General features: G+C 70.6%; 11 protein-coding genes. 5 read left to right on the top strand and 6 right to left on the bottom strand.

Annotated elements, in window-relative coordinates:
* Positions 1-80 precede the first annotated feature (80 nt).
* From ACIRB4_RS20475 to ACIRB4_RS20455, 5 genes are all read left to right on the top strand, one after another.
* Positions 81-1,061: a DMT family transporter gene (locus ACIRB4_RS20475; protein WP_403293102.1), complete on the top strand. Its 981-nt coding sequence runs from the start codon at positions 81-83 to the stop codon at positions 1,059-1,061.
* A gap of 43 nt (positions 1,062-1,104) precedes the next feature.
* A complete protein-coding gene (locus ACIRB4_RS20470) occupies positions 1,105-2,163 on the top strand; it encodes a 3-oxoacyl-ACP synthase III family protein (protein WP_403293100.1) in 1,059 nt (352 codons plus the stop codon).
* Between the two features lie 218 nt (positions 2,164-2,381).
* Entirely contained in the window at positions 2,382-5,750 is a 3,369-nt protein-coding gene (locus tag ACIRB4_RS20465) for a FlgD immunoglobulin-like domain containing protein (RefSeq protein WP_403293098.1), read from the top strand.
* A 31-nt stretch (positions 5,751-5,781) separates the two neighbouring features.
* A complete protein-coding gene (locus ACIRB4_RS20460) occupies positions 5,782-6,450 on the top strand; it encodes a pyridoxal 5'-phosphate synthase (protein WP_403293096.1) in 669 nt (222 codons plus the stop codon).
* 41 nt (positions 6,451-6,491) lie between these two features.
* The gene (locus tag ACIRB4_RS20455; RefSeq protein ID WP_403293095.1) at positions 6,492-6,740 is read left to right on the top strand and encodes an SCO4226 family nickel-binding protein; all 249 of its coding nucleotides are present in this window, start codon (positions 6,492-6,494) and stop codon (positions 6,738-6,740) included.
* Positions 6,741-6,767: 27 nt separating this feature from the next.
* Here the strand turns inward: ACIRB4_RS20455 and ACIRB4_RS20450 are convergent, their stop codons facing one another.
* From ACIRB4_RS20450 to ACIRB4_RS20425, 6 genes are all read right to left on the bottom strand, one after another.
* Entirely contained in the window at positions 6,768-7,418 is a 651-nt protein-coding gene (locus tag ACIRB4_RS20450; protein WP_403293093.1) for a TetR/AcrR family transcriptional regulator, read from the bottom strand.
* Positions 7,419-7,567: 149 nt separating this feature from the next.
* Positions 7,568-8,887, bottom strand: coding sequence for a dicarboxylate/amino acid:cation symporter (locus tag ACIRB4_RS20445; protein WP_403293091.1), 1,320 nt, complete (start codon positions 8,885-8,887; stop codon positions 7,568-7,570).
* Positions 8,888-9,259: 372 nt separating this feature from the next.
* A complete protein-coding gene (locus ACIRB4_RS20440; RefSeq protein WP_403293090.1) occupies positions 9,260-9,553 on the bottom strand; it encodes a DUF4229 domain-containing protein in 294 nt (97 codons plus the stop codon).
* Between the two features lie 60 nt (positions 9,554-9,613).
* Positions 9,614-10,138, bottom strand: coding sequence for a GNAT family N-acetyltransferase (locus tag ACIRB4_RS20435; RefSeq protein WP_403293088.1), 525 nt, complete (start codon positions 10,136-10,138; stop codon positions 9,614-9,616).
* A gap of 115 nt (positions 10,139-10,253) precedes the next feature.
* The gene (mqnE, locus tag ACIRB4_RS20430) at positions 10,254-11,432 is read right to left on the bottom strand and encodes an aminofutalosine synthase MqnE (protein WP_403293086.1); all 1,179 of its coding nucleotides are present in this window, start codon (positions 11,430-11,432) and stop codon (positions 10,254-10,256) included.
* 49 nt (positions 11,433-11,481) lie between these two features.
* A complete protein-coding gene (locus tag ACIRB4_RS20425) occupies positions 11,482-11,937 on the bottom strand; it encodes an Lrp/AsnC family transcriptional regulator (RefSeq protein WP_031013392.1) in 456 nt (151 codons plus the stop codon).
* Positions 11,938-11,943: the final 6 nt, after the last annotated feature.

The raw sequence follows: 11,943 nt of genomic DNA, 5'->3' as shown, positions 1-11,943 counted from the left end.
GCCTGCCAAGCGCCGCGCGTCTGCCACGCGGCAGGAACCCTCCCCCACTCCTCCCACCACGAGACGGAACAACAACAGTCATGTCCTCTTCCAAGACCCTGACCGGTGTCACCGGTGGCCTGGCCACCGCGCTGGCCTGGGGCGGCATGTTCGCCGTGGCCCAGTCCGCCTACCACCACCTCGATCCCTTCCACCTCACGGCCGCCCGCTTCACCCTCGGAGCCGCCATCTTCCTGGCGCTCCTCGCGCTCAAGGAGGGCTCCGCCGCCTTCCGTTACGAGGGCAACCTGGCCAAGCTCTGGGTGCTCGGCACGATCGGCTTCGCCGGATTCAACCTGCTCACCTACGTGGGCCTCGAATCCATGCCCTCGCAGAGCTCGTCCCTGGTCGTGGCCACCATGCCGCTGGTCACCGTGATCGTCCTCTGGATCAGGACCAGGAAGGCCCCCGCGCCCCTCGCCCTCGCCTTCGTCGTCCTCGCGCTGGTCGGCCTGACCATCGTGCTCGGCAACGGCAACCCACTCGCCGTGTTCTCCGGCGGCCTGGGCACCGGCGGCCTGCTCACCCTCATCGGCGTGATCTGCTGGGTCGTCTACACCACCAGCGCCGCCCAGTTCCCCACCTGGTCCCCGCTGCGCTTCACCGCCCTGAGCTGCCTGCCCGGCACCCTCAGCATCCTGGTCGTCACCGCCGTCAGCCAGGCGGCCGGCTGGATCGACGGCTTCGGCCCCGGAGACTACGCGGCCGCCTGGTGGCAGATCCTCTACGTCGCGATCCCCGCCACCGCCGTGGCCATCCTGACCTGGAACATCGCCAACCGGAACCTCGGCCCGACCAACGGGGTGCTCTTCATCAACCTCGTGCCCGTCACCGCGTTCGTCGTCTCCGCCTTCCAGGGACACACCCCCACCGGCGCCGAACTGACCGGCATCTGCCTGGTGATCGTCTCGCTCCTCGGCGCCAACATCGCCGGCCGCCGCCACGCCGCCCGCGCCACCGCGGAAGCGGCCGCCCGCCCGGTCGAGGCCACCGCCCCGAAGGCGCCGACCGCGGTCCGCTGACGCCGCACCACCAAGAGGGGAAACGACAAGAGGGGAAACGACCATGTCCTGCACCACCTCGCCCTGCCTCTCCGGCATCTGGTACACCCAGGGCGGCCCGCTCGAAGAACCCCCCGGCACGCCTCGCCGGCACGGCATCCTCGGCACCGGCTCGTACCTGCCCTCGCGCACCGTCGGCAACGGTGAGATCGCGGCCCGTACCGGCGTCACCGAGGATTGGATCCTGCGCAAGACCGGCATCCGCCTGCGCCACTACGCCGCCGACGACGAGGCCACCTCCGACCTGGCCGCGCACGCGGCCCGCGCCGCGCTCGCGGACGCCGGGATACGGCCCGGGCAGCTCTCCTACATCGTGGTGGCCACCTCCACCCCCGACCACCCCCAGCCCGCCACCGCCGCGATCGTGCAACACCTCATCGGCGCCGACAACGCCGCCGCGTTCGACGTCAACGCCGTCTGCACCGGCTTCCTCTTCGCCCTCGACGCGGCGTACGGCATCGTCCCCGAGGACGGCTACGGCCTCGTCATCGGCGCCGACATCTACTCCCGCATCATCAACCCCACGGACCGCCGCACCGCCGTCCTGTTCGGTGACGGCGCCGGTGCCGTGGTCCTCGGTCCCGTGCCCGAGCCCGCGGGGATCCTCGCCACCCGGCTGCGCACCTTCGGCGACCTGCACCGCACCATCGAAGTCCCGGCCGGCGGCAGCCGACTGCCCGCCCGCCACCACAGACCGGACGACCCGGCCCACTACTTCGCCATGAAGGGCCGCGACGTACGCGACTTCGTCACCGAACGACTCCCCCTGGCCATCAAGGAGATCCTGCGGGACACCGACACCGCCCCCGACGACGTCCACCACTTCATCCCGCACCAGGCCAACGGCCAGATGCTCCGGGAGATCACCCCCACCCTCGGCCTCGACAACGCCCACCACCACCTCGTCGTCGAGGACACCGCCAACACCGGCGCCGCGTCCGTCCCCCTCACCCTCGACCTCGTTCACCGGCGCGGCGCGCTGAAGAGCGGGGACAGCATCCTGCTGAGCGCGTTCGGCGGCGGCATGTCCATCGGCACGACCCTGCTGCGCTGGGCGCGGTGAGGCCGACCGGGATCCGCGACCACCTCCAGGAGGCGGTTTGAACGGGTTCGAAAGACCTTCCTGGGGGTGTGGGCACCGCTGTTACGATCGACGTCCCGGCGGGGGGCCGGAGGAGCGGCCGCACTGACGGCCGAGGGGACGGCCGTACGGGCCGGTCCTCACGAGTCCCCCCGCGCCGGTCCAGGTTTTTCATGGGGAGGGACCCACCCTTGCAGTCCTTGCATCGCCCTGCGCGCACGCGCAGAACACTGGCCGCCGCCACCGCGTTCGGCATCGCGGCCGGCCTGTGCGGAGTCGGCGGCGCCGCCACACCCGCCATCGCCGCCGACGAACCCGCGTCGAACGAGATCGTCGTTCCGGACCCGGGCCGCTACACCCCGCGCGAGGAGATCCTCAAGCACGCCGGCGCCACCGGTTACGCCCACCAGCAGGAGGGCGCCGGCACCGTCTGGACCGACTACGCCACCGGCACCGACACCCCGCTCACCGCCGAGCAGGCCGGGGGCCACTCCGGGCTCTTCGCCACGATCGGCACGGAGCCCTTCGACCAGCCGCGCACCGTCACCGTCTCGGACCTGGCGACCGGCGCCCAGAAGGCGATCACGATCCCGAGCGGCCAGGTATGGGCCAAGGTGTACAACGCCGACACCACGGTCTCGTACGCCCAGGACGGCACGGGACGGCTGGTCTCGCTGAGCCTGTGGCAGGCGGCGGCCGACGGCCTTTCCGTGGAGCGGCCGGTGCGGGACCTGCCGGACGCCAGCGGCCCCCTGGTCGTCATCAAGCAGGACGGCAAGGGCGCGGTGCTCCGGATCAGGACGGGCGAGACCACTCGCCTCTACCTGCTCGACCACGCCTCGGCCACCCTGACGCGGCTCCCGGACGTCATCTCTCCCACCAGCTACATCACCCTGGGGGAGCGTCACGTCGTGGCACACGCGTCCTTCGGGGAGGAGCTGCACTCCGTCCCTCGCGCGACCCCGGCCGCGAGCCCGGTGGCGACGCCGCTGCCCGCGGCGACCGGCGCCGAGGGACCCGGCACGAAGTTCAGCGTCGTCGGCGACACGCTGCTCTTCCAGCGCACCCTGACCTATCCCCAGAACGGCTTCGAGCGGGGCAACGCGGTCCGCGCGATCCCGGTCGGCGGCGGCACGGTCACCGACGTGCTGTGGCGCGCGGAGGAGGGCGGCTTCGCCATCGCCCCCGACGGCAGTGTCCTCGTCCCGGGCGGCACGAAGGCCCGTGACTGGGCCCTGCACCGGATCACCGCCGGCGCCGACGGCGTCCCGCACGCCACCGTCGTCCGCAAGATCCCGCAGGTTCCGGCGACGTACCAGGGGATCGCCCTCGGCGGCGGGCGGCTGAGCTACCTCGCCGACACCGAGTCCTATGGCATGACCGGTCTCTACGACGTCGACACCAACGCGGTGTGGGCCCCCGTCGCCAAGCTGCGGACCAAGCAGAACGTGCTGCGGCCGGGCCTCGCCTCCCTCGGTGACGGCGACACGGTCTACGCCCAGGGGAACGCCCTCCTCTCCCCCATCACCCCCGGGTCGACGCGGATCGCGGATCTGCCGGGCCCCGGCGACGTGGTCGAGGGTTCCGGCCGGTACGTCCTCGCGCGCGGCGGCGACACCACGTGGGTCGCCGACCTGGAGGACTACCGCGACGAGACGCCGGACGTGAAGCTGACGCTCACGGACTCCGCCGCGGCGCTGTGGGACACCAAGGTCTGGAAGCCCGCCGCCACCGCGGGCCAGGTCAACTCCTACGACCTGAAGACCAAGGCCACCTCCACCCCCCTCGACCTCGGCTCCGGCTGCAAGCCCACCGAGCTCCAGGCCGTCGGCCGCTGGCTGTACTGGGCCTGCGGCGCCGACAAGGCCGGCGTCTACGACCACACGTCGAAGAAGAGCGTCCCCGTCCCCACCGGTGAAGCCCTGCTCGGCGACGGCTTCGTCGTCCGCCACGACGGCGACAAGCTGAGGCTCACGAACGCCGGCACCGGCGTGACCACCGACTTCGCGGACCTTCCGGCGTCCGCGTCCGGCTCCGGCCGGCGCACCACGTGGACCGTCGACAAGTTCGGCGGCGGCGTGGCCTACGTCGACGCCGAGAGCGACATCCACGTCAAGCGGGTCGACATCGCCCCACAGCCGATGGCCTCCCTCGACTCCTCCGTCCCGCCGGTCCTCTCCTTCGACGGCCACGCCGGCGCCGAACCGCAGGTGACCTGGTCCCCCGTCTGGCGCTTCTCCCGGCCGGTCGGCAGCTGGAGCCTCGTCGTCACGGACCGCCACGGCCAGACCGTGCGCAGCACGGGCGGCGACCTGGGCGAGGGTGCCGCCGTCGCCGCGACCTGGAACGGCGAGGACACGCGGGGCCGCGGTCTGGCCGACGGCGACTACACCTGGTCGCTGCGGGTCCTCCCCGTCGGCGGCGTCGCACCCGCCGACGAGCGGACGCTGACCGGCACCGTACGGCTGGAGGGCAGCTCCCTCACGACGCTGCGGAGCACGTACCAGCCCCTCACGCCGACCCGGCTGATGGACACCCGCAGCGGTCTCGGGGTGCCTCAGGGCAAGCTCGGCGCCGGCGGATGGGCGCGGCTGAAGGTGACGGGCGTCGCCGGTGTTCCCTCGACGACCGTCACGGCCGTGGTCCTGAACGTGACGGCGACCAATGCGACGGCGGGCAGCTTCGTCTCGGTCTACCCCGACGGCACGGAGCGCACCAGCGCCTCGAACCTCAACTTCAAGGCGGGGCAGACCGTTCCGAACCTGGTGACGGTCCCGGTCGTCAACGGCCATGTCGACTTCTTCAACAAGAACGGCGACGTCGACCTGATCGCCGACATCGCCGGCTTCTACTCCGAGCGCAGCGGGGGCTCCACGTACCAGCCGGTCACCCCGAACCGTCTGATGGACACCCGCGCGGGCATCGGCGTGCCGAAGGCCAAGGTCGGCGCGGGCCGGACGGTGACCCTCCCGGTCACCGAGCCCGGCGCCACGGCCGTGGTCCTGAACGTGACCGCGACCAACCCGACCGCCGCGAGCTTCGTCTCCGTCTACCCGTACGGGACGGAGCGCACGGCCGCGTCGAACCTGAACTTCGTCGCGGGCCAGACCGTCCCCAACCTGGTGGTCGTCCCCGTCAAGGACGGCAAGGTCACCTTCTACAACCGGGCGGGCACGGTCGACCTGATCGCCGACGTCGCCGGGTACTTCAAGACGGGCTCCGGCTCGCTCTTCACCGGCATGCAGCCCAAGCGGCTGCTGGACACGCGTGACGGCACGGGCGTGGCGAAGGCGAAGATCGGCCCGGGCGGGACCGTGACGCTGCGCGTCGGTACGAAGTACACGGCCGTGGTCCTCAACGTGACCGCGACCAACCCGACGGCGGCGAGCTTCGTCTCCGTCTACCCGTACGGCACCCAGCGCACGGCGGCATCGAACCTCAACTTCGTCGCCGGCCAGACCGTCCCCAACCTGGTGGTCGTCCCCGTGAAGAACGGCGCGGTCACCTTCTACAACCGGGCGGGCACGGTCGATCTGATCGCCGACATCTCCGGCTACTACACCAGCTGACACCCGCTCCACCCACCCGCAGGGCCTCATGATGGACGCCATGAACGATGCGCGTTTCCATGAGGCCCTGCGGTCTTCCCGGGTCTGGGACACCGAGCTGCCCGCCTTCGACCCCGCCACCGCCCCGGCCGAGCCGGTCGACCTCTTCCGCGACTGGTTCGTCGAGGCGGCCGAGGCCGGGGCCGTCGAGCCGCAGACGATGTCCCTGGCCACCGTCGACGAGGAGGGCCGGCCGGACGTACGGACGATCATGCTGCACGGCGCCGACGAGCGCGGCTGGCACTTCGCCTCGCACTCCACCAGCGCCAAGGGCCGCCAGCTCGCCGCCCGCCCCGAGGCCGCGCTCGGCTTCTACTGGCCGAAGCGGGGCCGCCAGGTGCGGGTGCGCGGCCGGGTCACGACCGGGACGCCGGAGGAGGCGTACGCGGACCTCCACGCCCGCACCACCGGCGCCCTCGCCTCGGCGCTGGTCGGCAGGCAGAGCGAGGTCCTGCCGTCCCTGGAGACGCTGGCCGAGGCGAGCGCGGCGGCCTGGGAGCGGGCGCACGCCGAGCCGGAGGCGGAGTCGAAGACCTGGACGCTGTACGTCCTGGAGCCGTCCGCGGTCGAGTTCTTCCAGGGCGACGAGGAGCGGCGGCACGTGCGGCTGCGCTACCGCAGGCAGGGCGAGGTCTGGGCCCGCGAGCTGCTCTGGCCGTGACCGGGTGCGGGGCGCACCATGGAGGTGGAGGTGTGAGAACCATGGGAACGTACATGGATGTTCACCGGGGCATGGTGGGAATCACCGCGGAGCAGCTGAACGAGGCGCACGCGGCCGACCTGGCCATCGAGAAGGACGAGGGCGTGCACTTCCAGAAGGCGTGGGCGGACCCGGAGTCCGGCACGGTGTACTGCCTGTCCACTGGCCCGTCGGCCGAGGCCGTCCAGCGGATCCACTCCCGTACGGGACACGCGGCCGACGAGATCCACGAGGTGAAGCTGTCGGTGTGAGGCTGCTCGACCAGGCACCCCCCAGGGTCAACGAGGCGACCAGCGTTCGTTGTTCATGAGGTTGCCGAGCCCGGCCCAGCAGAAGTTCATCAGCGTCGCCGCCGCCTCCCGGGGCCCCATCCCCGGCGTCTCGTTGGCCCAGTCGGCCAGCGACTCCGCCGCACCCACCAGGGCCTGGGACAGACCGGCCACGTCCCGCTCGGCCAGCTCCGGGTCGCGGTGGGTGGCGCGGTGGGTCTTCTTCGCCGTGGCCCCGATCAGCGTCCCCACGTACGCCACGATCTCGTCCCGCATCTGCGCCGCCTCGCCGGCGAACGGCTCGCCCTGCGTGCGCGCCTGCCGGCTCAGCACCGCCCAGCCGTCGGGGTGTTCCGCCGTGTGCGTGAAGAAGGCCAGGAGGCCGGACCACAGCTGCTCGTCGGCCGGCAGCCGGGGGTCGACCGCGGCGGCCACGGCGGCGAGCAGCGCCTGCGCCTCCCGCCGGATGCAGGCGGTGAAGAGGTCTTCCTTGGAGTTCAGATACAGATAGACCAGCGGCTTGGAGACGCCCGCGAGTTCGGCTATCTCGTCCATGGACGCGGCCTGGTAGCCCCGTTGCCCGAAGGTCCGGACGGCGGCGTCCATCATCTGCCGCTCCCGCACCGCACGGGGCAGACGCTTCGCCTTCGTGGCACCCACGCCGGACATCCTTCCGCCCCGCCCCCGCACTCGGCCCCGCCCCGCACTCGACGGCCTCTCGCCCCAAGCCTACGTGCCCCCTGCCCGGACGGGGGCAGAGGGCACGTGGGGCCGGAACTCGCGGGAACCGGAGGGGAGTCGGGCCGAGGTCAGGCCGCGACGGCCAGCGGCTCGCGCTCGTCCACGGGGGACGAGGAGGCCGCGTTGTACTTCTCGACGTCCAGGATCTTCTCGCGGGCGGCGACGACGACCGGGACCAGCGCCTGGCCGGCCACGTTGGTGGCGGTCCGCATCATGTCGAGGATCGGGTCGATCGCCATCAGCAGACCCACGCCCTCCAGCGGGAGGCCCAGGGTGGAGAGGGTCAGCGTCAGCATGACCGTCGCGCCGGTCAGACCCGCGGTGGCCGCGGAGCCGACGACCGAGACGAAGGCGATCAGCAGGTAGTCCTGGATGCCCAGCTGGACGTCGAAGATCTGCGCGATGAAGATCGCGGCGAGCGCCGGGTAGATCGCGGCGCAGCCGTCCATCTTGGTGGTGGCGCCGAACGGGACGGCGAAGGAGGCGTACTCCTTCGGGACGCCGAGGCGCTCGGTGACCTTCTGGGTGACCGGCATGGTGCCGACCGAGGAGCGGGAGACGAAGGCCAGCTGGATGGCCGGCCAGGCGCCCTTGAAGAACTGGAGCGGGTTGACCTTGGCGACGGTCGCGAGGAGCAGCGGGTAGACGCCGAACATCACCAGCGCGCAGCCGATGTAGACGTCGGCGGTGAAGGTCGCGTACTTGCCGATCAGCTCCCAGCCGTAGTCGGCGATGGCGAAGCCGATGAGGCCGACGGTGCCGATCGGGGCGAGGCGGATGACCCACCACAGGGCCTTCTGCAGCAGCTCCAGGACGGACTCGGCGAAGGTGAGGATCGGCTGGGCCTTGTCACCGAGCTTCAGCGCGGCGACACCGGCGACGGCGGCCATGAAGACGATCTGCAGGACGTTCAGCTCGGTGAAGGGCGTGATGACGTCGCTGGGGATGATCCCGGTCAGGAAGTCGATCCAGGTGCCCTCGCGCTTCGGCAGCTTGCCGTCCTGCGGGGTGAGGCCGGTGCCGGCGCCGGGGTTGGTGAGCAGCCCGATCGCGAGGCCGATGCCGACCGCGATCAGCGAGGTGATCATGAACCAGACGAGCGTCTGGGCGGCCAGCCGGGCGGCGTTGTTGACCTTGCGCAGGTTGGTGATGGACACCAGGATCGCGAAGAAGACGAGCGGGGCGACGGCCAGCTTCAGAAGCTGGACGAAGATGTCGCCGACCTGGCCGAGGGTCTCCTTGAGCCAGCTGACGTCCTGGCTGCGGGCGAGCCAGCCGAGCAGGACGCCGAGGACGAGACCGGCGACGATCTGGGCCCAGAAGGGGACCTTGGGTATACGGGACGGGGACTTCGTCACGGGCGCGGACGCGGACGCGGACACAGACACACTCCACAGGTGCGTATCGGGAAATACGGGGACGGGGGGTGCGGCACACGCGCTCAGGCGTGCCGCTGCATGATGCCGGGGTCAGAGCTCGCGGCAACAGACCGCGGACATACAGCGGCACAGATCGACATGCAGGCGCGCCACGAGCGGGCTGCTCATGGCGCCGAGGAGTCGCACTGCCGTCTTCACGCCGAACACGTTAACACTTGAACTTTGAGAACCTCAAAGCCCTTCTTTGAGGTGAGGGAGCGCCTCCTCGCCTGCGAAACGCAGAACACCCCGGTCAGGAGCCTTCGAAGCTCCCGTCCGGGGTGGTCGGGTATGTCCTGCTGTGAGCAAACTTACGTCGGCATGACGTCGGTGTGACGACGGCTACGCGGCGTCCTCCCGCGACCGGTTCGCCTCCAGGCGACCCTTCGCGTGGTCGACCTTGGCCGCGATCCGCTCCGACATCGCGTCCCGCTGCTTGCGCAGCAGCACGAAGCTGAGCGGCGCGGAGATCACGACGGAGAGGACCAGCACCCACAGCAGGTTGGAGTCGCCCAGGCCACGGGGCAGCACGCCGACGTAGACCAGACCCCACAGGACGAAGAAGCACCCGGCGAAGACGCCGAGCCGCATGAGGGTGTACCGGAGGGTGGCTGCGCCCGTCCCGTTCTCGGACACGACGGCCCCTTTCTCTGCTCCACTGGTTTGCCCGACCAGTGAAGCATGTCCCTAAAGGGATCAATCCAGCGGGAGCAGCATCAGGATGTCGTCCCGGTCGTCCCCGTCCGCGACCCTGATGGCACCCGGAACCCGGCCGACCTCCTTGTAGCCGCAGGAGGCGTAGAAGCGGTCGACGCCCGTGCCGCCCCGGCAGCTGAGCCGGATCGCGTCGATCCCGCCGAAGCCGCGGACCTCGCGCTCGGTCGCGGCCATCAGGTCCCGGCCGTACCCCTTGCCCTGATGGGAGGGGTGGACCATGACGGTGTAGAGCCAGACCCAGTGGGTCATCAGCCGGTGCGCGTTGTACGCGACGAAGGCGGTGGCGGCGACGGTGCCGTCCTCCTCGTAGCCGACGATCAGCCGCATCCGCCCCTCCACCATGGCGACGAGGTGCTTGACCAGTTCGGGCCGGATCTCGTCGGGGGTCACGGGCGGGACGAAGCCGACGGCGCCGCCCGCGTTGGAGACGTCCGCCCACAGGCGCAGCACGCCGTCGCGCAGGGCGGGGGTGACGGGGGGGTCCAGCTCGAACGTAAGGGCCATAGCGAGAGAGTAGCCATTACCTCCACCCCGGCTCAAGAGGTGTCCGAAAGCCGGACGGCCGCGGTCCGCCCCCCGCAGGGGCCGACCGCGGCCGTCTCGGCACGTGCGGCAGGCGTCAGACCCGCATGGGCTGCGGCGACTCGCGCCGCGCCGGGTCCGGACCCTCGTACTCGCGGATGATCTCGTACCGCGTGTTCCGCTCCACCGGCCGGAAGCCCGCGTCCCGGATCAGCTCCAGCAGGTCGTCACGGGTGAGCTTGTTCGGCGTGCCGTAGTTGTCGGCGTCGTGCGTGATCTTGTACTCGACGACCGAACCGTCCATGTCGTCCGCGCCGTGCTGCAGCGCGAGCTGCGCGGTCTGGACGCCGTGCATGACCCAGAAGACCTTGACGTGCGGCACGTTGTCGAAGAGGAGGCGCGAGACCGCGAAGGTCTTCAGGGCCTCGGCGCCGGTCGCCATGGTCGTGCGCGCCTGGAGCTTGTTGCGGATCTTGCCGTCCCGCATGTCCACGAAGTCGTGCTGGTAGCGCAGCGGGATGAAGACCTGGAAGCCCCCGGTCTCGTCCTGCAGCTCACGCAGCCGCAGCACGTGGTCCACGCGGTGCCGGGGCTCCTCGATGTGCCCGTACAGCATTGTCGAGGGGGTCTTGAGCCCCTTCTCGTGCGCCAGGCGGTGGATGCGGGACCAGTCCTCCCAGTGCGTCCGGTGGTCCACGATGTGCTGGCGGACCTCCCAGTCGAAGATCTCCGCGCCACCGCCGGTCAGCGACTCCAGACCGGCCTCGATCAGCTCGTCGAGGATGTCGGACGCGGACATGCCCGAGATCGTCTCGAAGTGGTGGATCTCGGTGGCCGTGAACGCCTTCAGCGAGACGTTCGGCAGCGCCTTCTTCAGCTCGGAGAGCGAGCGCGGGTAGTAGCGCCAGGGCAGGTTGGGGTGGAGCCCGTTGACGATGTGCAGCTCGGTGAGGTTCTCGCCCTCCATCGCCTTGGCGAGGCGGACGGCCTCCTCGATGCGCATCGTGTACGCGTCCTTCTCGCCCGGCTTGCGCTGGAACGAGCAGTACGCGCAGGAGGCGGTGCACACGTTGGTCATGTTGAGGTGACGGTTGACGTTGAAGTGGACCACGTCACCGTTCTTGCGGGTCCGCACCTCGTGGGCGAGGCCGCCGAGCCAGGCCAGGTCGTCGGAGTCGTAGAGGGCGATGCCGTCCTCACGGCTCAGCCGCTCACCGGCGAGCACCTTCTGCTCCAGCTCGCGCTTGAGTCCCACATCTTGGATAGATGCAGTCATGTGCGGCCGCCTCCCATATCTCCGAAATCAGGCCCCACCCACGCTACCCTCAGCCCTCTTCCGGCAGATCCCCGACCCGGTTCTCCCACTTGGTGGAGAGCACGATCGTGGTACGGGTCCGGGAGACGCCCTTGGTGCCGGAGAGCCGGCGGATCGTCTTCTCCAAGCCGTCGACGTCGTTCGCCCGCACCTTGAGCATGAACGAGTCGTCGCCGGCGATGAACCAGCAGTCCTCGATCTCGGCGAGGTCCTTCAGCCGGCGGGCCACGTCCTCGTGGTCGGCCGCGTCGGACAGCGAGATGCCGATGAGGGCGGTGACGCCGAGACCGAGCGAGGCGGCGTCGACGGTGGCGCGGTAGCCGGTGATCACGCCGGCCGCCTCAAGACGGTTGATGCGGTCGGTGACGGAGGGGCCGGAGAGCCCGACGAGCCGGCCGAGTTCGGCGTACGAAGCCCTGCCGTTCTCGCGCAGAGCCTGGATGAGCTGCCTGTCCACGGCGTCCATAGGTAT

This window comes from Streptomyces sp. NPDC093600 (assembly GCF_044764755.1).
In the GTDB taxonomy this organism is placed as follows: Bacteria; Actinomycetota; Actinomycetes; order Streptomycetales; family Streptomycetaceae; genus Streptomyces.
The sequence above is the reverse complement of the archived record's forward strand: the minus strand, read 5'-3'. Positions and strand labels throughout refer to the sequence as shown.

Bases quoted from the DNA above. Each gene is read 5' to 3' on its own strand.
- ACIRB4_RS20475 (WP_403293102.1), top strand. From the start codon at position 81: ATGTCCTCTTCCAAGACCCTGACCGGTGTCACCGGTGGCCTGGCCACC.
- ACIRB4_RS20470 (WP_403293100.1), top strand. From the start codon at position 1,105: ATGTCCTGCACCACCTCGCCCTGCCTCTCCGGCATCTGGTACACCCAG.
- ACIRB4_RS20460 (WP_403293096.1), top strand. From the start codon at position 5,782: ATGGACGCCATGAACGATGCGCGTTTCCATGAGGCCCTGCGGTCTTCC.
- ACIRB4_RS20455 (WP_403293095.1), top strand. From the start codon at position 6,492: ATGGGAACGTACATGGATGTTCACCGGGGCATGGTGGGAATCACCGCG.
- ACIRB4_RS20435 (WP_403293088.1), bottom strand. From the start codon at position 10,138: ATGGCCCTTACGTTCGAGCTGGACCCCCCCGTCACCCCCGCCCTGCGC.
- mqnE (WP_403293086.1), bottom strand. From the start codon at position 11,432: ATGACTGCATCTATCCAAGATGTGGGACTCAAGCGCGAGCTGGAGCAG.
- ACIRB4_RS20425 (WP_031013392.1), bottom strand. From the start codon at position 11,937: ATGGACGCCGTGGACAGGCAGCTCATCCAGGCTCTGCGCGAGAACGGC.